The organism is Psychrobium sp. 1_MG-2023, from assembly GCF_030689115.1.
In the GTDB taxonomy this organism is placed as follows: domain Bacteria; phylum Pseudomonadota; class Gammaproteobacteria; order Enterobacterales; family Psychrobiaceae; genus Psychrobium.
Genome location: NZ_JAUYVJ010000031.1, coordinates 12317 through 33089, shown reverse-complemented (window position 1 = coordinate 33089; position 20773 = coordinate 12317). Strand labels below are relative to the sequence as shown.

21 protein-coding genes and 4 tRNA genes are annotated in these 20773 nt (G+C 40.9%); 8 read left to right on the top strand and 17 right to left on the bottom strand.

The window, feature by feature from the left end; translation table 11 throughout:
• Nucleotides 1-15 precede the first annotated feature (15 nt).
• The 7 genes from Q8W26_RS14675 to recA all read right to left on the bottom strand — a co-directional run bounded on the left by Q8W26_RS14675 (nt 16) and on the right by recA (nt 5233).
• Nucleotides 16-92 (bottom strand) — tRNA-Arg (locus tag Q8W26_RS14675).
• Between the two features lie 20 nt (nt 93-112).
• Nucleotides 113-189 (bottom strand) — tRNA-Arg (locus Q8W26_RS14670).
• A gap of 63 nt (nt 190-252) precedes the next feature.
• A tRNA-Arg gene (locus Q8W26_RS14665) sits at nt 253-329 on the bottom strand.
• A gap of 35 nt (nt 330-364) precedes the next feature.
• A tRNA-Ser gene (locus Q8W26_RS14660) sits at nt 365-456 on the bottom strand.
• 429 nt (nt 457-885) lie between these two features.
• Nucleotides 886-1074 (bottom strand): carbon storage regulator CsrA, encoded by a 189-nt coding sequence (gene csrA / locus Q8W26_RS14655; RefSeq protein ID WP_101214877.1) that lies wholly within the window; start codon nt 1072-1074, stop codon nt 886-888.
• A 232-nt stretch (nt 1075-1306) separates the two neighbouring features.
• Nucleotides 1307-3907 (bottom strand): alanine--tRNA ligase, encoded by a 2601-nt coding sequence (gene alaS / locus Q8W26_RS14650; RefSeq protein ID WP_305473694.1) that lies wholly within the window; start codon nt 3905-3907, stop codon nt 1307-1309.
• A 291-nt stretch (nt 3908-4198) separates the two neighbouring features.
• Nucleotides 4199-5233, bottom strand: a complete 1035-nt coding sequence (gene recA, locus Q8W26_RS14645; protein ID WP_101214879.1) for a recombinase RecA — start codon at nt 5231-5233, stop codon at nt 4199-4201.
• Nucleotides 5234-5444: 211 nt separating this feature from the next.
• Here recA and mutS point away from each other — a divergent pair, with 211 nt between their 5' ends.
• Nucleotides 5445-8024 carry a DNA mismatch repair protein MutS gene (mutS, locus tag Q8W26_RS14640; protein WP_101214880.1) on the top strand — a complete coding sequence of 860 codons (2580 nt, stop codon included), beginning with the start codon at nt 5445-5447 and terminating at the stop codon, nt 8022-8024.
• A 134-nt stretch (nt 8025-8158) separates the two neighbouring features.
• Here mutS and rpoS read toward each other — a convergent pair whose 3' ends face one another.
• The 8 genes from rpoS to ftsB are packed head-to-tail and all read right to left on the bottom strand — an operon-like array spanning nt 8159 to nt 13927.
• Complete coding sequence (rpoS, locus tag Q8W26_RS14635; protein WP_101214881.1) at nt 8159-9067, bottom strand: RNA polymerase sigma factor RpoS; 909 nt, start codon at nt 9065-9067, stop codon at nt 8159-8161.
• Between the two features lie 55 nt (nt 9068-9122).
• On the bottom strand, nt 9123-9965 hold the full coding sequence (locus tag Q8W26_RS14630; protein ID WP_101214882.1) for a peptidoglycan DD-metalloendopeptidase family protein: 843 nt from the start codon (nt 9963-9965) through the stop codon (nt 9123-9125).
• A 59-nt stretch (nt 9966-10024) separates the two neighbouring features.
• A complete protein-coding gene (locus Q8W26_RS14625) occupies nt 10025-10672 on the bottom strand; it encodes a protein-L-isoaspartate(D-aspartate) O-methyltransferase (RefSeq protein ID WP_101214883.1) in 648 nt (215 codons plus the stop codon).
• Nucleotides 10669-11418, bottom strand: coding sequence for a 5'/3'-nucleotidase SurE (gene surE, locus Q8W26_RS14620; RefSeq protein ID WP_101214884.1), 750 nt, complete (start codon nt 11416-11418; stop codon nt 10669-10671). Before surE ends, Q8W26_RS14625 begins: the two co-directional genes overlap by 4 nt.
• Complete coding sequence (gene truD, locus Q8W26_RS14615) at nt 11415-12455, bottom strand: tRNA pseudouridine(13) synthase TruD (protein ID WP_101214885.1); 1041 nt, start codon at nt 12453-12455, stop codon at nt 11415-11417. The genes surE and truD overlap by 4 nt, the downstream gene beginning before the upstream one ends.
• The gene (gene ispF, locus Q8W26_RS14610) at nt 12455-12937 is read right to left on the bottom strand and encodes a 2-C-methyl-D-erythritol 2,4-cyclodiphosphate synthase (protein WP_101214886.1); all 483 of its coding nucleotides are present in this window, start codon (nt 12935-12937) and stop codon (nt 12455-12457) included. Before ispF ends, truD begins: the two co-directional genes overlap by 1 nt.
• Before the next feature lie 4 nt (nt 12938-12941).
• The gene (gene ispD, locus Q8W26_RS14605; RefSeq protein ID WP_305473684.1) at nt 12942-13640 is read right to left on the bottom strand and encodes a 2-C-methyl-D-erythritol 4-phosphate cytidylyltransferase; all 699 of its coding nucleotides are present in this window, start codon (nt 13638-13640) and stop codon (nt 12942-12944) included.
• A gap of 17 nt (nt 13641-13657) precedes the next feature.
• A complete protein-coding gene (gene ftsB / locus Q8W26_RS14600; protein WP_101214887.1) occupies nt 13658-13927 on the bottom strand; it encodes a cell division protein FtsB in 270 nt (89 codons plus the stop codon).
• A gap of 186 nt (nt 13928-14113) precedes the next feature.
• On the opposite strand from ftsB, the gene yciH reads away from it, so the two are divergent.
• The 3 genes from yciH to ruvX are packed head-to-tail and all read left to right on the top strand — an operon-like array spanning nt 14114 to nt 15495.
• Nucleotides 14114-14443, top strand: coding sequence for a stress response translation initiation inhibitor YciH (yciH, locus tag Q8W26_RS14595; protein WP_101214888.1), 330 nt, complete (start codon nt 14114-14116; stop codon nt 14441-14443).
• Between the two features lie 22 nt (nt 14444-14465).
• Nucleotides 14466-15029: a YqgE/AlgH family protein gene (locus Q8W26_RS14590; RefSeq protein ID WP_101214889.1), complete on the top strand. Its 564-nt coding sequence runs from the start codon at nt 14466-14468 to the stop codon at nt 15027-15029.
• 46 nt (nt 15030-15075) lie between these two features.
• Nucleotides 15076-15495: a Holliday junction resolvase RuvX gene (gene ruvX / locus Q8W26_RS14585; protein ID WP_101214890.1), complete on the top strand. Its 420-nt coding sequence runs from the start codon at nt 15076-15078 to the stop codon at nt 15493-15495.
• Between the two features lie 109 nt (nt 15496-15604).
• Here ruvX and Q8W26_RS14580 read toward each other — a convergent pair whose 3' ends face one another.
• Both Q8W26_RS14580 and Q8W26_RS14575 read right to left on the bottom strand, forming a co-directional pair.
• Nucleotides 15605-16717 carry a PilT/PilU family type 4a pilus ATPase gene (locus tag Q8W26_RS14580; protein ID WP_101214891.1) on the bottom strand — a complete coding sequence of 371 codons (1113 nt, stop codon included), beginning with the start codon at nt 16715-16717 and terminating at the stop codon, nt 15605-15607.
• 8 nt (nt 16718-16725) lie between these two features.
• Nucleotides 16726-17760 carry a type IV pilus twitching motility protein PilT gene (locus Q8W26_RS14575; RefSeq protein ID WP_101214892.1) on the bottom strand — a complete coding sequence of 345 codons (1035 nt, stop codon included), beginning with the start codon at nt 17758-17760 and terminating at the stop codon, nt 16726-16728.
• Between the two features lie 31 nt (nt 17761-17791).
• Here Q8W26_RS14575 and Q8W26_RS14570 point away from each other — a divergent pair, with 31 nt between their 5' ends.
• The 4 genes from Q8W26_RS14570 (at nt 17792) to Q8W26_RS14555 (ending at nt 20684) form a co-directional block, all read left to right on the top strand.
• Nucleotides 17792-18475 carry a YggS family pyridoxal phosphate-dependent enzyme gene (locus Q8W26_RS14570; RefSeq protein WP_101214893.1) on the top strand — a complete coding sequence of 228 codons (684 nt, stop codon included), beginning with the start codon at nt 17792-17794 and terminating at the stop codon, nt 18473-18475.
• A 43-nt stretch (nt 18476-18518) separates the two neighbouring features.
• Nucleotides 18519-19337, top strand: a complete 819-nt coding sequence (gene proC / locus Q8W26_RS14565) for a pyrroline-5-carboxylate reductase (RefSeq protein WP_101214894.1) — start codon at nt 18519-18521, stop codon at nt 19335-19337.
• Between the two features lie 22 nt (nt 19338-19359).
• Nucleotides 19360-19923 carry a YggT family protein gene (locus Q8W26_RS14560; protein WP_101214895.1) on the top strand — a complete coding sequence of 188 codons (564 nt, stop codon included), beginning with the start codon at nt 19360-19362 and terminating at the stop codon, nt 19921-19923.
• A gap of 293 nt (nt 19924-20216) precedes the next feature.
• Nucleotides 20217-20684 (top strand): DUF4426 domain-containing protein, encoded by a 468-nt coding sequence (locus Q8W26_RS14555; RefSeq protein ID WP_101214896.1) that lies wholly within the window; start codon nt 20217-20219, stop codon nt 20682-20684.
• Nucleotides 20685-20773 lie beyond the last annotated feature (89 nt).

Genomic DNA, 20773 nt, shown 5'->3' with positions numbered 1-20773 from the left:
TTAGAAAAGAAAATATGGCGCGCATGGAAGGAGTCGAACCTCCGACCGCCTGGTTCGTAGCCAGGTACTCTATCCAGCTGAGCTACATGCGCGCAACAATTTCAAAATAGGATGGCGCGCATGGAAGGAGTCGAACCTCCGACCGCCTGGTTCGTAGCCAGGTACTCTATCCAGCTGAGCTACATGCGCGTATCTTATTTCTAACAACGAATTACATATCGTCCCATTCATTATAATAAAAAAATTAAAAAGTGGCGCGCATGGAAGGAGTCGAACCTCCGACCGCCTGGTTCGTAGCCAGGTACTCTATCCAGCTGAGCTACATGCGCACTTTAATACCTTTCAATTTACTTAAATAAGTAAATGGCGGAGAAGGAGGGATTCGAACCCTCGATGGGAGTTAAAGCCCATACTCCCTTAGCAGGGGAGCGCCTTCGGCCACTCGGCCACCTCTCCGGTATGCGGCGTATAATACTGGGTAGCAGAAATAAGTCAAACAGTTTTTTCATACTTATTTACCCTTTGCATCCTTTTTAAGCAACACGCTCAATAAATAGTTCATATTAGGCATTTTAATTAGGGAATTGCGTTTCACAATCGCAATAAGGTATTTTTAACGATGAATGTACCGAGTTCAGTATCAATCATTTGATTCCCTAGATTGATACTCTGGCGTTAAAAACAAAGGCCACAAGCATTCTAAATGCGCTTTTAAACTTAAGGACGGAAGCAATAAACACCTAAATGTTCATTGTAAAAATAAAATAGGTGATTAGGTTTAGGTCTGAGAATTCGACAGAGCAGTAGAATAAAGAAAGAGTAGATATGAAAGAGAGGGAAAAGTGTGGAAACAAGAATGTTTCCACAGAACATCAAACTAACCAACTATAAGCCAGTTTCTCCTGATGTTTTTTCTTGCTGAATACGCTGATAGATTTCTTCACGATGAACAGCAACTTCTTTAGGCGCGTTAACACCAATACGTACTTGATTACCTTTAACACCTAAAACGGTAACAGTAACTTCATCACCAACCATTAAAGTTTCACCGACACGGCGAGTTAAAATTAACATAACTTACTCCTGTAACTAAAAATCCGATTGACCCCGGGTTAAAAAACAAGCGAATTATATAGACTCACTTGCGTAAATTATATATTAAATAGTTAATCTTTGATGCTTTATTTGAAATATTACACTGCCATCACACAATAAGATCACAATAAATACCTAATTAACAATTTACATACAAAAATGCCAACGTGATGTTGGCATTCAGATTCGGTTTATTGCAAAAAAAACTAAATTACAGTTTATCTGCTAACCATTGCTCTACGCTTGCCATTGCTTGCGGTAACGCAGCAACATCTGAGCCACCAGCCATAGCCATATCAGGGCGACCACCGCCTTTACCACCGACTTGGGTAGCAACCACGTTCACCAATTCACCTGCTTTGACTTTACCTGTTAAGTCCTTTGTAACACCAGCAATTAAACTAATTTTGGCACCATCAACAACTGCTGCCATAACAATACCACTGCCTAGTTTATTTTTAAGCTCATCAACAGAGCCTCGCAGTGTTTTACTATCAACGCCGTCCAGTTGCGCAATAAGAACTTTAATGCCATTTATTTCGATCACATTATCTAACAAGTTTGCGCCTTGCTGACTAGCAAGCTGTGCCTTAAGCTCATTAACTAATTTATCTAATTGACGGTTCTTTTCAACTAACTGCTGAGACTTTTCAATTAAGTTGCTACTGTCAGTTTTCAATACCGACGCAGTGGTGCTTAACTGATTCTCTAACATTTGCATATGCTCGATTGCATAGCTGCCTGTTACAGCTTCAATACGACGTACGCCAGCAGCAATACCTGCTTCAGAGACAATTTTAAATAAACCAATGTCACCTGTATTTGTGACATGCGTACCACCACATAGTTCAACCGATAATGGCCCCATACTAACAACGCGAACATCGTTATCGTACTTTTCACCAAATAATGCCATCGCACCAGCAGATTTCGCTTGTTCTAGGTCCATCAACTGAGTTTCTACAGCAGCATTTTGACGAATATAGTCATTAACCATTCGCTCAACTTCCATTAACTGATCAGCTGTGACACCTTCAAAGTGAGAGAAGTCAAAACGCAGCTTATCAGCTTCTACTAGAGATCCTTTCTGAGTAACATGTTCGCCAAGTTCACGACGAAGTACTGCATGTAAGATATGCGTAACAGAATGATTTAATGCAATGTCGTTACGACGCTTATGGTTAATTTCAGCGTTAGCTTTATCATTAATACTAACAGTACCTGAGATAACAACACCAACATGGCCAAATACTGAACCAATTTTAGTGGTGTCTTCAACTTTGAATACGCCATTTGATGTGGTGATGGTACCAGTATCGCCAACCTGACCACCTGACTCTGCATAAAATGCTGATTGATCTAATACCACAATTGCGCGTTGATCTTGAACTAACTCACTTACTTCTTCGCCATCAACGACTAAAGCTGTTACAAGCGCATCATTGGTCTGCTCTTCGTAGCCTAAGAACTGTGTTTCACCTTCAAGCTTTAACTGCTCATTATAATCAACAGCAAAGTTACTCGCTTTTTGTGCTCGCTGACGCTGAGCTGCCATCGCACTCTCAAAACCAGCTTGATCGATCTCTAGGTCACGTTCACGAGCGATATCCGCCGTCAGATCTGCCGGGAAGCCGTAAGTGTCATATAATTTAAACACTAACTCACCATCAATCACTTTACCCTGCTGCTTTTCTAATGCTTCATCAAGAATCATCAAGCCACGATCAAGCGTACGAGCAAACTGCTCTTCTTCAGCTTTTAATAATTTGGTAATAATTCCTTTATTCTTTTCAAGCTCTGGGTAGGCTTGACCCATTTGAACAATTAATTCGTCCAACAATTGATAGAAAAATAAGCCTTTCGCACCTAAGCTATTACCGTGTCGTACCGCACGGCGAATAATACGTCGTAATACATACCCGCGCCCTTCATTCGACGGCATAACTCCATCAGCAATAAGGAAAGAACATGAACGGATATGATCGGCAATAACTCGTAACGATTTATTGTCTAAATCATTAGTACCGATAATCTTTGCAGCAGCTTTAATTAAGCCTTGAAAAATATCAATTTCATAGTTTGAGTGAACACCTTGCATAATGGCAGCAATTCGCTCAAGACCCATACCTGTGTCAACAGACGGTTTTGGTAGATCTTCCATTGTTCCGTCGGCCTGACGGTTGAACTGCATAAATACTAAGTTCCAAATCTCAATGTAACGATCACCATCCTCTTCTGGTGTACCAGGTGGACCACCTGCAACACCTTCACCGTGATCAAAGAAAATTTCAGTACAAGGTCCACAAGGACCTGTGTCTCCCATAGACCAGAAATTATCTTTAGCGCCAATGCGCGATAGGCAATCAGGGTTTACACCGATTTCGTTTAACCAAATCTCTTCAGCTTCACGATCTTCTTCAAAAACTGTCACCCATAATTTTTCTTTTGGTAACTTTAATTCTTCTGTTAAAAAGTGCCACGCAAATTTGATCGCTTCACGTTTAAAGTAATCACCGAAACTAAAATTACCTAGCATTTCAAAAAATGTATGGTGACGTGCTGTATAGCCAACGTTTTCTAAATCATTGTGCTTACCACCAGCACGAACACAGCGCTGCGATGAAGTAGCTCGGTTGTAAGCACGCTTATCAGTGCCAATAAAGACATCTTTAAATGGCACCATGCCAGCGTTAGTAAATAATAATGTGGCATCATTGCCCGGGATTAATGAGCTACTAGCCACAACCTGGTGTTGTTGCTGTTGATAATAAGCTAAAAATGCATCTCTAATTTCAGCAGTCGACATGTGCATCATAAGGTTCCTACTTGGTAACTTAATCTAAAAAATATGGCGTATTATACGTCTACAAACAGGCATTGAGCCAGCTTATCGCTTAAAAAGCTAGTTTTAATCAATATCAAGTTAAAAAATAGGTATAAAGAGGGAGTTTTATAAGAGTAATTTGATTATAAAAAGGATTGGGATAAATTTTAATGCAATGGTTATTAGTTTCAAACAGACTGCGTCATCGTTAATTTTCAAGTTATTCTATTATGCAAAAAAATAGCAACCTTATGGTTGCTATCTTAATAGGATGATTACTTACTCTTCTGGTTGAGCAAGCGGCTCTTCATCAGGCTCATCCGTTGGCTTAATTAACAAGGCGTCACGTAATTTTGTTTCGATTTCGCCTGTTACTTCAGGGTTATCTTTTAAGAAGTTAATGCTGTTCGCTTTACCTTGGCCAATTTTACTGCCTTTATAGCTATACCAAGCACCGGCTTTTTCAACAAGCTTCTCTTTCACACCCCAATCGATTAACTCACCATATTTAGAGGTGCCTTCACCGTATAGGATTTGGAACTCAGCTTGCTTAAATGGTGGCGATACTTTATTTTTAACTACTTTAACACGCGTTTCATTACCAACGATCTCATCGCCATTTTTAACCGCACCAATACGACGGATATCTAAACGCACCGAAGCGTAAAACTTAAGCGCATTACCACCTGTCGTTGTTTCAGGATTACCAAACATCACACCAATCTTCATACGTATTTGGTTAATGAAAATACATAATGTGTTAGAGCGTTTGATGTTTGCTGTCAATTTACGTAAAGCCTGAGACATCAAACGTGCTTGCAAGCCCATATGAGAGTCACCCATATCGCCTTCAATCTCAGCTTTTGGTGTTAATGCGGCAACTGAATCGACGATAATCACATCAACAGCACCAGAGCGCGTTAACATATCAACAATTTCTAATGCCTGCTCACCAGTATCAGGTTGAGAAACTAATAGTTGATCGATATCAACACCTAGCTTAGTTGCATAAATAGGGTCTAATGCATGCTCAGCATCAACAAAGGCACACACTTTGCCTTTCTTTTGTGCTTCTGCGATAACTTGCAATGTTAATGTTGTTTTACCTGATGATTCTGGGCCGTAGATTTCAACAATACGTCCCATAGGCAAACCACCTATGCCTAAGGCAATATCTAAACCTAACGAACCCGTTGATACTGACTCGATATCTAAGGCGCGTGCATCGCCTAGACGCATAATAGAGCCTTTACCAAATTGTTTTTCGATCTGGCCTAATGCGGCGTCTAAAGCTTTAGTTTTGTTGCTGTCCATTAACGGCTCCATTGCATTAATCTAGTATAAAGTTGATGTCGATTAGTATACTGTACAATCATACAGTATCAAGTGTAATTTTAATTTTTTTTATTTGTTTTTGCTAAAAGCCTTTTCCAGTGGGATTTTAGATGAGTTTTTCTTTTGATCTTTTTATTAATCACGTATCCTTGCACAGTGTTTTAACCAGTAAATTATTTGAGTTTATTTTATGACTGCCGCTACATCAAACAATGACACTTTTGCTAATCACACGCCAATGATGCAACAGTATCTAACGATAAAAAGTCAACATCCCGACATTTTAGTTTTTTATCGTATGGGAGACTTTTATGAATTGTTTTTTGATGATGCTAAGCGTGCCTCACAATTACTCGACATTTCTTTAACAGCCCGTGGTAAAAGTGGTGGCGCACCAATCCCAATGGCTGGCATTCCTTATCATGCTGCTGATAATTATTTAGCCAAATTAGTCAACCTAGGCGAGTCAGTCGCATTATGTGAGCAAATTGGTGACCCCGCAACAAGTAAAGGGCCGGTCGAGCGTCAGGTAGTACGCATAGTCACTCCAGGCACCATTACAGATGAAGCATTATTAAATGATCATCAAGACAATATCGTTGCCAGTGTCTTTGAGCAAAAAGGTATTTTCGGCTTTGCCACCCTTGATGTAGCCAGTGGTGAATTTAATATCAGTGAATTAGAAACTACTGAGCAATTTGAGTCAGAACTCCATCGAACCAACCCGACTGAAATTCTATATCCTGAGCAGTGGGATAATTTAGCCTTAATTGAACAACGTAAAGGTTTACGTGCCTGCCCTCCTTGGGAATTCGATTTAAGCACGGCAATTGATTTATTAAACCGTCAATTTAAAACGGACACCCTTTCGGGCTTTGGCGTTGAGTCAGCAAAAGTCGCACTGACTGCCGCCGGTTGTTTAATGCAATATGTCAATGACACACAGCGCGTTGCATTACCACAGATTAGTCAAATCAAGTTAACCGATCACACTAATTGTATAATCTTAGATGCAGCCACACGTCGCAACCTCGAGCTCACGCGCAATATCGGGGGAGGTGTTGATAACACCTTGGTCTCTATACTCGATAAAACCGCAACAGCAATGGGTTCGCGCTTACTACAACGTTGGATTCATCAACCATCACGCGATCACCACCTGATTAGTCAGCGACTTAGTGCTGTGGGTTCATTTATTGAGCAACAAAATATCGAACCCATTCATCAAACACTACGCAATGTTGGCGATATTGAACGTGTATTAGGCCGAATGGCATTACGCTCAGCGAGGCCACGTGACTTTGCAAAGTTACGCCACGCATTAATGCAGCTCCCAACACTACAAGAACTTTTGATTGAAAATAAAGACAATTTACGAATAAAACAACTGGCTAAAGAAATTAGCTTATATCCAGAGTTGGTCGCACTTTTACAAGCAGCAGTTGTGGAAAACCCTCCAACATTAATTAGAGACGGTGGCGTAATTGCCCCTGGCTACCACGAAGAGCTTGATCAATGGCGCTCATTAAGCAAAGGGGCCACAGACTTTTTAGAGCAATTAGAGATTCGTGAGAGAGAAGCCACAGGACTGTCTTCACTTAAAGTTGGCTATAACAAAGTCCATGGCTATTTTATCGAAATCAGCAAGTCACAAGCAATGAATGCGCCTGAGGCATATATTCGTCGCCAGACATTGAAAAATAACGAGCGCTTTATTATTCCTGAATTAAAGGAACATGAAGATAAAGTACTCAGTAGTCAAGGCAAAGCATTAGCATTAGAAAAGCAACTTTACGAGCAGTTATTTGATCAATTAATGCCGTTGCTGGCGCAACTACAAAAGACTTCGACAGCACTTTCACAACTAGATGTTTTAACAAACTTTTCAGCGAGAGCTGAAGACTTAAATTACCACTGCCCGACATTTCATCAAGGTATTGGTATTGAGTTGAATGAAGCAAGGCACCCCGTAGTTGAACAAGTAATGAGTGCTCCATTTATCGCTAACCCAGTTAAATTAACAGACCAGCGTCAGATGCTTGTGATCACAGGCCCTAATATGGGCGGTAAATCTACATATATGCGTCAAACAGCATTAATTTGCCTGATGGCACACATTGGTTGTTACGTGCCCGCAAGCACAGCTCACCTTGGTAAAATTGATCGCATCTTTACCCGTATCGGCGCATCGGATGACTTGGCTAGTGGCCGTTCAACCTTTATGGTTGAGATGACTGAAACAGCTAACATCCTTCATAATGCTACTGAACATAGTTTAGTATTAATGGATGAGATAGGCCGAGGGACCAGCACCTTTGACGGTTTATCACTCGCTTGGGCATCTGCTCATTACTTAGCAACCAAAGCGAACTCTCTAACACTTTTTGCGACCCATTACTTTGAGTTAACCCAGTTATCTGAACAATTGCCGCAACTCGTTAATGTTCATTTAGATGCTATTGAACATGGCGACGATATTGCCTTTTTACATCATGTTGAGGAAGGTGCAGCGAATAAAAGCTACGGTATTCAGGTTGCGAAGTTAGCTGGGATCCCAAAGGTCGTTACTCAAATAGCCAAAGCTAAACTAACCGAGCTTGAGTTAAATAGCCAATCACAGTCGAGTGACAAGCCAATTACAATACCTACTATTATTGAGGATAATCCTAATCAGGCAGTAGTCGACCAACTAGTCGAACTAGACCCTGACGACTTATCTCCGAAACAAGCGCTTGAGTTGGTGTATCAATTAAAAAACCAACTCAAATAAGCAAAAAAAAGAGTTGCTATCAATGATAACAACTCTTTTCCTCAATGGCTTAGACTAGCCGATTAAATCAATTTACGCCAAGACATCACATGACTGACCTAGCGTGCATAACTCAACATATCGATAATTGCACCTTAACTCCCCGCTGGGAATAAGGTTTCAACAGACAAACCTTGGCTTTTTAAAATATCTTGCATCCTCTTTAAGGCTTCGACTTGAATCTGACGAACACGTTCTCGTGTCAAGCCAATTTCACGACCCACTACTTCTAAGGTTGAAGGTTCATGGCCTAACAGTCCGAAACGGCGGGCTAAAACTTCTCGTTGCTTAGTATTTAGCTCATTTAACCAGCGCACTAAACTTTGATTAATATCATCATCCATTGTCGTACTTTCAGGAGTATAACTATCCCCAGCAGCAATAATGTCAAGCAATGCTTTATCACTTGCCCCACCAACAGGGTTGTCAACTGAGCTCACTTTTTCATTCAGTTTCAACATTTTACTGACATCAGATATTGGCTTATCTAATTTCACTGCTATATCTTCAGCAGTTGGCTCATGATCTAGCTCTTGTGCTAGCTCACGCGCTGCACGTAAATATATATTTAACTCTTTAACCACATGGATAGGTAAACGAATGGTGCGGGTCTGATTCATGATGGCACGTTCGATTGTTTGACGAATCCACCACGTCGCATACGTTGAAAAACGAAAACCTCGTTCAGGATCAAATTTTTCAACCGCACGAATCAGCCCTAAATTTCCTTCCTCGATTAAATCAAGTAAAGCTAGGCCACGGTTTAAGTAACGGCGTGAAATTTTAACCACTAAACGTAGATTACTTTCAATCATTCGTTTACGGGCAGCTTCATCACCTTTTAATGAAAGTCGGGAAAAATAAACTTCTTCTTCTGCACTTAAAAGTGGAGAGAAGCCTATTTCACTTAAATAGATTTGAGTTGCATCCAGATTTAATGCTTTTTCTGATTCTGTTGTGTTAGTAGTTTTTTCTACGGTTGAAGTAGCTGCTTGACGTCCCATAATATTGCTCCCCTGAAAAATGTCAGTAAACTGAACATTAATCGTTATCTAAGAGTTATCGTTTTGGTAGATAATGAGCTGGGTTAACGGACTTACCACGGAAGCGAATCTCAAAATGGAGTTGAACCTTATCAGATCCAGTATCCCCCATTTTGGCAATCACCTGCCCTTGTTTTATCCGTTGTTTTTCCTTCACAAAGATTCTGTCATTATGAGCATAAGCACTAAGGAAATCGTCGTTATGTTTGATAATAATCAAATTTCCATAACCTCTTAACGCATTGCCAGAATAAACAACTTTGCCTGCTGCGGAAGCAACAATGTCACTTCCCCGTAGTCCAGCGATATCTATCCCTTTATTCCCCTGCGCACTCGCAGAGTATGCCGATACAACACGCCCTTTTGCAGGCCAAACCCATTTGGCGATCTTGCTTGCAAAGTTATTATCTTTAGACTCTATATAGCTTTTCTTTTGTTGAGTCGTGGTTGAGCGTTTTGGCTTAGTTACATTTTTAGAATACGTACCTTTTTTTTGACTATCAAGTTTTTTCTGCCATTTTTTTGACACCTTAGCCGTTACCACTGGTTTGGGTGTTGCAGACGTTCCTTGATTAACTAAACTTAACCATTTTCCAGGATAAATGATATAGGGAGGAGCAATTTTATTGTATTTTGCCAGCAATTTAGCAGAGACACCTGTCGCAAACGCAATGGAGTAAAGGGTATCCCCCTTTTGAACTAAATATTTTTTTTCTGAGAGATTAGCCAATGGCGGCGGCTTTGGTGATGTTGAAATCGATGCAACGGGCGCAGGCCCTGTACCGGAAGCACAACCAAAAAGTAATGTAATGAGTACGACAGTAAAAACTGTTCGCGTAAAAGACAAATGCCAGTCCATGTATATATACAGCCTAAATCCCAATGTTAGTGCTAAAAATAGTTAACCTTGCCGCTAAATTAACACAACTCACCAGCTAATAAAGGAACAAATTTTACCGCCTCTATCCGCTGTTGCGCAAAGCGCTCCCCTTCTCGCGTAATCAGCATTAAGGTTTGCGAGTCAACCCCAACCGGAATAATCATTTGCCCACCATCTTTGAGCTGCTTTAATAATTCAACGGGCACTTGGTCAGGAGCAGCAGTTACCATAATTGCGTCAAACGGCCCTTTCGCAGCCCAACCTTGCCAGCCATCACCATGTTTCATCGACACATTATGAAGATCGATCAAGCGCAAACGTCTTTTTGCTTGCCGTTGTAATGCTTTAATTCTTTCAACGGTATAAACATGCTCAACTAACTGAGCTAACACAGCACACTGATAGCCTGAGCCAGTACCAATTTCTAAAACACTACTTAAGGGGCCCTTTGCTAATAACACTTGAGTCATCCGAGCCACAATATATGGCTGAGAAATGGTTTGACCATGCCCTATAGGCAAAGCCGTATTCTCATAGGCTTTATACTCTAGTGCTTGGTCGATAAATATTTGTCTAGGTGTCGCAGCTATAACTTCAAGTACTCGAGGATCATTTACCCCATCTTCAGCCAAACGTTTTGCTAACCGTTGGCCATGTAAAGTACTCGCTTTAACTTGAGTGCTCATAAATCAGATGCCCAGTGCTTTAATTTTTCAATACGATGATGAGCTGTCAAGTCTACCGTTAATGGCGTAATTGATACATAGCCATTTGCAATTGCGTGAAAATCGGTGCCCTCTCCGGCATCATCTTCTTTGGCTAACGGACCGACCCAATAAATATCCCGCCCTGCTGGATCTTGTGTCTTAACCATCGATGTAGCACGGTGTCTTGCGCCTAAACGAGTGACCTTTATACCTTTAACTTGATTAATTGGTATATCTGGAACATTAATGTTTAAGATTTGGTTCGCTGGTAATGGACATTCTCTAAGCTGCTGTGCAATCTTTGCAGCATAATAACCCGCCGTTTCATAATGAATTAATGCCTTACCACATAGGGAAACGGCTACTGAAGGTAACCCCATATAACGCCCTTCCATTGCCGCAGCGACAGTACCCGAGTAGATAACATCATCACCTAAATTAGCACCAGCATTAATGCCTGTAATAACTAACTCAGGATCATGTTCTAATAACATATTTATTGCTAAGTGTACGCAATCTGTTGGAGTACCGTTGACCGAAATAAACCCATTATCCATCGTGGCACAACGTAAAGGGTTTTGTAACGTCAAAGAGCTACTAGCTGCACTACAGTTGCGATCAGGGGCAACAACAGAAATGTCACCAGCAATATCTTTTAAAGCTTTATATAAAGCTTCAATACCCGGAGCGTTCACCCCGTCATCATTACTTACTAATATATTCATTTAGCCTCCTGAGATAAGCTAGCATCACTGATTAGTGCCAACTCACGTAATACACTTGTAGCATAACTACCTGCGGGTAATGAAAACGAAATCCTGACACCGTCAGTGGACTCTTGCCATGCCAAAGACTGAGGCCAGACCAATATGGCGCGTCGCTCTTGCTTGAGGCCGGCATTTTCTAAGCCTTGGCATAAAAAAGCATCATTGTCGACCACCGAAGACTCAAAGGCTAAAGCTTGATCCTTCGCTTTGGACAGCCCTTTCCCCCACATGGGTGCGCTTAAAATAATATCGCGCTGTTTGAAACGATCGATAATTTCATTATCAAGACTCTCAGGAGTAAAGCCTGCTTTACTGCCAAAGAGAATAAACGCATCGCCAGCTAATGGCTGTTGATAAAGAGAAGCTTGAATTCGTTCACTGACCACATTGTTAAAAATATAGGAGCGGGCAGCAGATAAATACATAGAACGCTTATCGCGATTTTTAACCTTTTCTCCACCAAACATAACGCGAGCCGCTTCAATGTTGCCACCTTGATGCCCAAAGCGTTGTTCACCAAAGTAATTAGGTACACCGCACTCTTTAATAGTAGCTAAACGTTTTTCAAGTGCAGGGTCAAGGTTTAGACCCTGAATATTTAAAGTAAAACAATTGCCTTTTAACGCGCCGCGACGTAGTTTTTTGCTATTACGAGTGACAGATAAAACCTTAAGCTGCTCTGACTCTAATGCTCTGATTTCCGGAGCTTCTCGCCCTGGCAGCTGCACACTAAAAGTTTGTGTCGTAACGCCATGACGATCTTTAAGGCCGGCATAGCTTACTTCACGAGATGTAACACCAGCCCAGCGTGCAATTAACTTAGCAACATAAGTTGTATTTAACCCCGTTTTCTCGATTAACAAAAAAAGGTGTTCACCTTGACCATCAGCCTCATAACCTAGGTTTTCAACCACTTTAAAATCACTTGGTTGACTTCTTATCACCCCTTTTTGAGATGGTTGACCATGTAAGTAGCTCCACTGAGGTAACGCCATTAAGCCTGTCCCTGCTTCATCAGTAACACCACAGCATGGGCAGATATACCCTCTTTACGACCAACATAACCTAACTTTTCTGTTGTAGTCGCCTTGATGTTCACTTGCTCTAAATCACAGGCCAAGTCTTGAGCTACAATTGCACGCATAGATTCAATATGTGGTGCCATTTTTGGTGCTTGAGCGACGATGGTTAAGTCTAAGTTACCCATAATAAAGCCTTTAGCACGGATTAATTGCCACACGTGACGCAACAACTCTCTTGAATCAACGCCTTTAAAGTTGTCATCGGTATCAGGGAAATGGTGACCTATATCCCCCATCGCACAGGCACCTAACAACGCATCACATAATGCGTGTAGCGCGACATCACCATCTGAGTGAGCAATTAAGCCCTGTTCATGTTCAATTGCAACACCCGCAATAATCACGGGGCCTGGCCCACCAAATTTATGGACATCAAAGCCATGACCTATTCTCATTATGTTATCCTTGGTTTATTCGTTGTTGCTGCGTTAAAAATAACGTGGCCAATTGTAAGTCTTCTGCTCGAGTAACTTTTATATTATCGCTGCGCCCTGCTACTAACTTTACCGTATACCCAGCCCACTCCATGGCAGAAGCTTCATCAGTAATGGTAACACCTTGTGTTAACGCATTGCTGAGCGCTTTACGTAAGCTAGCTAAGTCAAATAATTGCGGAGTCAGTGCGTGAAATAAATTTTCACGTTCAACGGTTGTTGAGATCGTCCCATCAGCCTTACCGCGTTTCATCGTATCGCGCACTTGGCTCGCAAGAATAGCGCCATGCTCAGCCGTCTGTGCTGCTAATAAAGCGTCGACATCACCAGTTGTCAAACACGGTCTAGCTGCATCATGAACCAGTACTCGCCCTTGCTCGGACAATGACTTTAAGGCACTTAAAACTGAATCAGCACGTTCCCCGCCACCAACAACACATTGAATTTTAGGGTGTGAAGCAATAGCTAGCGCTGAAAACCAGTCATCATTTTCACTTAAAGCAATCACAACTGATTCAACCTCAGAACAAGCTAGTAACGGCTCAAGGCTGTATTCAATAATCGCTTTTTTTGCTATCTGCAAGTATTGCTTAGGGATATCACTGCCCATGCGTTTGCCAACTCCAGCAGCAGGCATCACAGCGAACAAAGGTAATTTTGCCAATATAAACTCTTTATTTATTATTCGATAATACGATAGTAATCTTCATTCTTTTTTATTAACCCCAGCTGACTGCGCGCTCGTTCTTCAATGGCTTCTAAGCCATCCTTAAGATCCGAAATTTCTTTGTACTGTAGATTATTTTTATTGGCTAACACTTTATTAGCCTGTGTTTGAGAGGCAATTTCTTGCTTAAGCTGTATATAGTCAGGCCAGCTGTTTTTACCAAACCATAACCGATGTTGCAATAACACTAATAAAGTCAGTAAGATGATAGTTAACCACTTCATAGAAACACTCGAATAACGTTATTGAACATAGAGAGGTCATCATATTGCACATGTAATGATTCGCTTGCACTCTCATTGGGGATAAAAATATTAATCTACATTCTATCAGGCAATTAAATTTATGTAAGCCTCAAGCTCTGTTAAAATGTAAGTATGCATTAGGTAAATTAAGTTAGGAAAGGATAAATGCGCCATAACGAAGACTCAGTTTTAGTTTTTTCAACCGATAGCGGCCGAATTAAACAAGAAAAGCCACCAGCAGCTGTGCCAACTGGCGATGGTATCGTAAGAATAAAGCGCGAGACAAAAGGCCGAAAAGGTAAAGGGGTTATTACAGTCAACGGTTTATTACTTGAGGCAGCAGAGCTAAAAAAATTAGCTAAAGAGCTTAAAAAAGTCTGTGGCTGCGGCGGTGCAGTAAAGGATGGTATTATCGAAATTCAAGGGGATCAGCGTGAAAGTATTAAGCAGTTCCTTGAAAAGAAAGGATTCACAGTCAAACTTGCCGGTGGTTAACAATAACTAAGGATCAAACACAATGGGAAGCTTACAAAACCATTTACTAATAGCAATGCCAAATTTAGATGACCCTTACTTTCAACGAAGCGTTATCTATCTTTGTGAACATGATGAAGACGGAGCTATGGGCTTGATCGTTAATCAGCCCATCTCACAGTTAAGCGTCAGCCAGTTACTCGATAAATTAGAGTACCCCAATGAAACCGATCCACAAACCACATTAAACAAACAAGTTTTTAACGGCGGTCCTGTTGAACAAGAGCGAGGATTTGTGCTTCACTCCCCTCAACTACCTTGGAACAGCAGCCAAAAGATATCAGAGCAAATTATGCTTACCACGTCAAAAGATATCTTAGAAGTCATCGGCACAACTTCAGCTCCCGACGATTTTATTATTACACTAGGTTATGCAAGCTGGACCAAAGGGCAATTAGAACAAGAGTTAGCAGATAACACTTGGTTAACTATCCAGGCTGATGCGGATGTAATCTTTAAAACCCCCGTAGAACAGCGCTGGGAAAAAGCCACGAAAAAGCTCGGTTTTGACGTTTGGCAACTCACATCACAAAGTGGTCATTGCTAATGGTAAAGCATCTGAAAACAGCTACGTTTAAGAAAAGTAAAATTGTATGACATGTATTATTGCCTTTGATTATGGCGTAAAAAGTATCGGAGTTGCTGTCGGGCAACAAATAACGGGAACAGCTAGCCCATTAGCAGCAATTAAAGCAACCAACGGTATCCCAAATTGGGACGACCTTGATAAATTAGTACAAGAGTGGCAACCAAGCCAATTTGTGGTTGGTTTCCCAACAAACATGGACGGTTCAGATCAAGAAATAACCCTACGAGCCCGTAAATTTGCAAAACGACTCTATGCCCGGTTTAAATTATCAGCTACTGGTCATGACGAACGATTAACGACAGCAGAAGCCAAGGAGCGGCTATTCGAGCTGGGGGGCTATAAAAAATTAACAAAAGGAAAGATAGATAGTGTTTCAGCAGTGCTGATTTTAGAAAGTTGGTTTACTAGCCAGTACGAAGAATAACAAAGAATATTGCATCCAACATCAAGATAATGGGCATTGAGCGCAAACCTTATTGTACAAGACAACTACAGTGAACGCCCAACGCCTATACGTTAAGTATAGCTAACGATTAGTCTAAGTCTAATGTAACATCATCTAAAAGACCGACGTCAATATCTTTACCGCCTTGTAATTTAATCATCAAGCGTAAATCATTTGGTGAATCAGCATGATGCAACGCATCGGCATAACTGATTTCACCTTGTTGATATAGATTAAATAATGCTTGGTCGAATGTCTGCATACCCAGTTCATTCGACTTTGACATGGTTTCTTTCAATGAATGCAACTCACCTTTGGCAATCAAGTCAGATACACGCGCAGAGTTAAGCATCACTTCAATCGCTGCTCGGCGCCCTTTGCCGTTTTTCACAGGAACTAATTGCTGCGCAACAATACCGCGTAAGTTAAGTGATAAATCAAACAGTAATTGCTGATGCTTTTCTTTGGGCACGAGATGCATAATACGCTCTAATGCCTGGTTAGCGTTATTAGCATGTAATGTTGCGACACATAAATGACCGGTTTCAGCAAATGTTAACGCATACTCCATGGTCTCACGGGAACGGATCTCACCTAATAACACGACGTCAGGTGCTTGACGCAACGCCGATTTAAGGCCAGCTTCAAAAGACTCTGTATCCACTCCAACTTCACGCTGATTAACGATGCTTTTACGATGCTCGTGAACAAACTCAATAGGGTCTTCAACGGTTAAAATGTGCCCCTTTGAGTGCCGATTTCGATAGCCAATCATTGCAGCAAGCGAGGTCGATTTACCAGTGCCAGTTGCACCAACCATAATCACTAAACCGCGTTTACTCATAATCACATCTTTAAGTACCGCAGGAAGCTTCAATGCATCCATTTCTGGTATTTCAGTTTCAATACGACGAGCAACCAACCCAGCCATATTGCGCTGCCAAAAAGCACTGATCCTAAAGCGGCCGACATCATCAATAGCTAATGCATAATTGCACTCTCTTGTGTCATCGAATTCAGCACGTTGCTTATCGTTCATTGCACCATAAACAATATTCAATGTATCTTCTTCTGTAAGCGACTCCGAGCTGATTGGAACGATTTCACCATGAGCTTTAATACTCGGGCTCGCATTAGCAGAGATAAATAAATCCGAGCCCTCTTGTTCAACCAGCGTTCTTAAATACTCTGTAATTTTCATAACATTCTCTAAATTGACTGCTTGCCTGAGCCTTTTTGCTCAGCATCCTGACGGGTAATATCACCACTATTAACTAGATTTGATAACGATTGATCTAATGTCTGCATACCAAATGCCATACCCGTTTGAATAGCAGAGTACATTTGTGCCACTTTCGCTTCACGAATCAAGTTTCTAATCGCTGGTGTCCCCACCATAATTTCGTGGGCAGCAACTCGACCACCACCAATTTTTTTAACCAGTGTTTGTGAGATTACCGCTTGCAGTGACTCTGAAAGCATCGTTCGAACCATATCTTTTTCAGCCGCTGGGAATACGTCCACTATACGGTCAATCGTTTTTGAAGCAGAGGTCGTGTGTAGAGTACCAAAGACTAAGTGACCCGTTTCAGCAGCCGTTAAGGCTAAACGAATTGTTTCTAAATCACGCATCTCACCAACTAAAATAACATCAGGATCTTCACGTAATGCGCTACGCAGTGCATTTTCAAATCCGTGGGTATCACGATGAACTTCACGTTGATTGATTAAACATTGTTTATTCTGATGAACAAATTCAATAGGATCTTCAATGGTTAAGATATGCTCACGTCTCGATTCATTAATATAATCAATCATTGCCGCTAATGTCGTTGATTTACCTGAACCAGTAGGCCCTGTCACTAAAACTAAACCACGCGGCTTCTCTGAGATTTGACGAAAAATTTGCGGTGCGTTAATTTTATCTAACGTTAAGACTTCACTAGGAATGGTTCTAAATACGGCACCAGCGCCGCGATTTTGAACAAAAGCATTAACCCTAAAACGTGCCATATTCGGTACTTCGAAAGAGAAATCACACTCTAAATGTTCTTCATAATCTTTACGCTGTTTATCGTCCATAATATCGTAAATCAAACTATGAACTTCTTTATGATCAAGTGGCGGTACATTAAGTTTACGTACTTCACCGTCAACGCGTATCATTGGTGGAACACCTGCAGAAAGGTGCAAATCCGACGCGTCATGCTTTACACTAAAGGCAAGTAACTCTGTAATATCCATAAAAACCTTCAACTTAATTTATTTAAAATATATGACTACCATAACAGAACAATTAAATTCAGCAATTAAGACAATAAGAACAAACGAAAAAAAGTACGCTCGCTCGCCTCAATCGGTCGATTTATTAGCGGTTAGTAAAACAAAGCCTGTTTCTGATATTTCTCAAGCAATCACTGCTGGTCAACGCCATTTTGGTGAAAACTATGTCCAAGAAGGAGTTGATAAAATCATTCACTTTAATGATAGTTCATTAATCTGGCATTTTATTGGCCCATTACAATCCAACAAAACCCGGCCTGTTGCTGAACATTTTGACTGGGTTCATACCATCGACCGATTAAAAATAGCGAAACGCCTGAATGAACAACGCCCACAAGGCTGTAAACCTCTTAATGTCTGTATTCAGGTCAACATTAGTGGTGAACAAAGCAAGTCTGGCATCACCGTAAACGAAGTACCAGTTTTAGCCCAAGCTATTGACAATATGCCGAACCTTACCCTTCGTGGGCTGATGACAATTGGTCAAAAAAGTACAGATCCACAGGTAACTGAGCAACAATTTAAACAAATGAATCAGCTTTTTGAGACGCTAAAAAAAGAATTTGCTACAGTAGACACATTATCAATGGGGATGAGCGCTGATATTGAGCCTGCAATTGCTCATGGTTCGACCATGGTTCGTATTGGCAGCGCTATTTTTGGTCAGCGGATTTAAACTTTCCTCTATTTAACAATCATGTTTAAAAGTGAATAACTCAATGGAACAACAAAAAATTGCGTTTATCGGTGCAGGCAATATGTCTCGCAGCATCATTAGTGGCTTAGTGACCCAGCATTACCCTGGCTCACTGATAATGGCAGCCAACCCTAGCCAAGATAAACTAGATAAGCTGCAGCAAGATTTCGGTATTTTAACCACTAATAATAATGACGAAGCCGTAGCATGGGCTGATATTGTTGTATTAGCAGTGAAACCTCAAATTATGGCAAAGGTTTGTCAAGACATCACTAATGATGCTCTAGCGGATAAATTATTTATTACCATCGCTGCTGGCATTTTAAGTGAACGTTATCAAGCCTACTTTAACCACCCTATTCGCCTCGTTCGTTGCATGCCAAATACACCATCATTATTAGGTCTAGGCATGAGCGGCTTATATGCTGGCTCGGCGATTAATCAAGATGATCGAGCGATCAGCGAACAGATTATTCGTAGTGTTGGTGAAATATTATGGGTTGATGAAGAGACACACATTGATACAGTGATTGCCTGTAGTGGCAGCTCACCTGCTTACTTCTTTTTATTTATGGAGTATATGCAGCAAAGCGCAGTATCAATGGGGCTTAGCGGTGAAGAGGCCCGCCTTTTAATCCAGCAGTCAGCTTTAGGTGCCGCCCAAATGGTTCGCCACAACAATCATTTAGAACTATCTGAACTACGCAAACAAGTGACTTCGAAAGGCGGTACCACTCATGCGGCCATCGAGACATTTAAACAACAAAAGCTAGACGAGACGGTTGATAAAGCAATGAAAAATGCTGTCGAGCGTGCTCAAGAAATGGCTAGCCAATTTTAACTTTTAGGGAATAAATATTCGCATGAATGCATTAACTTTTCTTATTGACGTTGCTTTTAATACCTATTTAATGATCGTCATTTTACGAGTGTGGTTACAGCTTGCCAAGGCTGACTTCTATAACCCATTAAGCCAATTTATCGTTAAAGCAACAAATCCAATCCTTGTCCCTTTGCGTCGTATCATTCCTGGTGTTTTTGGGATTGATATGGCAGGCGTAGCATTAGCCTTCATCATTGCCATCGGTAAGTTTGCCGTGCTATCTCTGGTTCAAGGGGAAGCGCTAAACTGGGTTGTTTTACCTATTCTAGGCATCTTAATGGCGATAAAAAAAGCTGGCGTTTTATTGTTTTGGATATTATTAATTCGCGCTATTTTAAGTTGGGTTAGTCAAGGTGGCCATCCCGTTGAATATGTCATGGCTCAATTGACTGAACCGCTATTAGCGCCTGTTCGACGAATTCTTCCTGCAATGGGCGGTTTAGACTTATCAATGCTAGTCGTCTTCATCGGCCTAAACTTTATCAATATCTTAATTGGGGATCTATTAACCCCAGTCATTGGCCCTATTTGGTTTAGCTTATAAGCCCCCCCCCCTAAATTAAATCTAAGCGCTAACCCATTTTGGTTTAGCGCTTTTTTTATCAACACCATTAATAATATGCTCGAGTTTCTAACAAGAGTAGACAATCTTTAGTCAATATAGGCATTTGCACAGACAGAAACTAATAAAGCTATCATTGTTAAAGGCGACAAAAATGTTCAGATTATGAATTGGGTTGGCATTAATACATTTTTCAACAATAAAACTACCGACTACTACTGATTCTATTACAATTAAAAGATATACTTAATTCATACTTATTGAGGATATTTACCATGGCTACCCTACGCACGCTATTTCTATTTATTTCATTACTTTCTTTATCATTAATTAGCACCCAAAGCTTCGCCAACAGTCAAACTCAAGGTGGCCAATTTCAACAATCTGGGCGTTATCAAGTTCATTACATGGCATTATCAAGCACATTTTTAACACCGCAAGTCGCAATGGCTTATAACATTAAACGCTCTCGTTATAATGCCTTCGTTAATATTTCAGTTCTTGATACTCTCATCGATGGTAACCCAGCGGTTAAAGCTAATATTACTGGTAAAGCCGTTAACCTAACGGGCAACACTCGCCAATTAACGTTTAAAGAGGTTATCGAAGGAAATGCAATTTATTATATTGCGGAACTGCCGTTTCGTAATGAAGAGCGTTTCACGATTCAGATCAATAGCTCGAATAAAGATGGCTTAAATAGCCGTGTTAGCTTCAAACAACAATTTTACGCTGACCAATAAACTTACATTGAACTAAGCAGAAACATTTAATATCGAGCCCTTTGTGCTCGATATTTCTTTTAAAAAACTACTTAATTACACTAGGTCTT

Coding starts and splice junctions, on each gene's coding strand:
- truD (WP_101214885.1), bottom strand. CDS start 12,455: ATGGCGTTACCTCAGTGGAGCTACTTACATGGTCAACCATCTCAAAAA.
- Q8W26_RS14630 (WP_101214882.1), bottom strand. CDS start 9,965: ATGGACTGGCATTTGTCTTTTACGCGAACAGTTTTTACTGTCGTACTC.
- proC (WP_101214894.1), top strand. CDS start 18,519: ATGGAACAACAAAAAATTGCGTTTATCGGTGCAGGCAATATGTCTCGC.
- csrA (WP_101214877.1), bottom strand. CDS start 1,074: ATGTTAATTTTAACTCGCCGTGTCGGTGAAACTTTAATGGTTGGTGAT.
- Q8W26_RS14555 (WP_101214896.1), top strand. CDS start 20,217: ATGGCTACCCTACGCACGCTATTTCTATTTATTTCATTACTTTCTTTA.
- Q8W26_RS14580 (WP_101214891.1), bottom strand. CDS start 16,717: ATGAAAATTACAGAGTATTTAAGAACGCTGGTTGAACAAGAGGGCTCG.
- recA (WP_101214879.1), bottom strand. CDS start 5,233: ATGGACAGCAACAAAACTAAAGCTTTAGACGCCGCATTAGGCCAGATC.
- yciH (WP_101214888.1), top strand. CDS start 14,114: ATGCGCCATAACGAAGACTCAGTTTTAGTTTTTTCAACCGATAGCGGC.
- ftsB (WP_101214887.1), bottom strand. CDS start 13,927: ATGAAGTGGTTAACTATCATCTTACTGACTTTATTAGTGTTATTGCAA.
- Q8W26_RS14590 (WP_101214889.1), top strand. CDS start 14,466: ATGGGAAGCTTACAAAACCATTTACTAATAGCAATGCCAAATTTAGAT.
- Q8W26_RS14625 (WP_101214883.1), bottom strand. CDS start 10,672: ATGAGCACTCAAGTTAAAGCGAGTACTTTACATGGCCAACGGTTAGCA.
- Q8W26_RS14575 (WP_101214892.1), bottom strand. CDS start 17,760: ATGGATATTACAGAGTTACTTGCCTTTAGTGTAAAGCATGACGCGTCG.
- mutS (WP_101214880.1), top strand. CDS start 5,445: ATGACTGCCGCTACATCAAACAATGACACTTTTGCTAATCACACGCCA.
- surE (WP_101214884.1), bottom strand. CDS start 11,418: ATGAATATATTAGTAAGTAATGATGACGGGGTGAACGCTCCGGGTATT.
- ispF (WP_101214886.1), bottom strand. CDS start 12,937: ATGAGAATAGGTCATGGCTTTGATGTCCATAAATTTGGTGGGCCAGGC.
- Q8W26_RS14560 (WP_101214895.1), top strand. CDS start 19,360: ATGAATGCATTAACTTTTCTTATTGACGTTGCTTTTAATACCTATTTA.
- rpoS (WP_101214881.1), bottom strand. CDS start 9,067: ATGGGACGTCAAGCAGCTACTTCAACCGTAGAAAAAACTACTAACACA.
- ruvX (WP_101214890.1), top strand. CDS start 15,076: ATGACATGTATTATTGCCTTTGATTATGGCGTAAAAAGTATCGGAGTT.
- Q8W26_RS14570 (WP_101214893.1), top strand. CDS start 17,792: ATGACTACCATAACAGAACAATTAAATTCAGCAATTAAGACAATAAGA.
- alaS (WP_305473694.1), bottom strand. CDS start 3,907: ATGCACATGTCGACTGCTGAAATTAGAGATGCATTTTTAGCTTATTAT.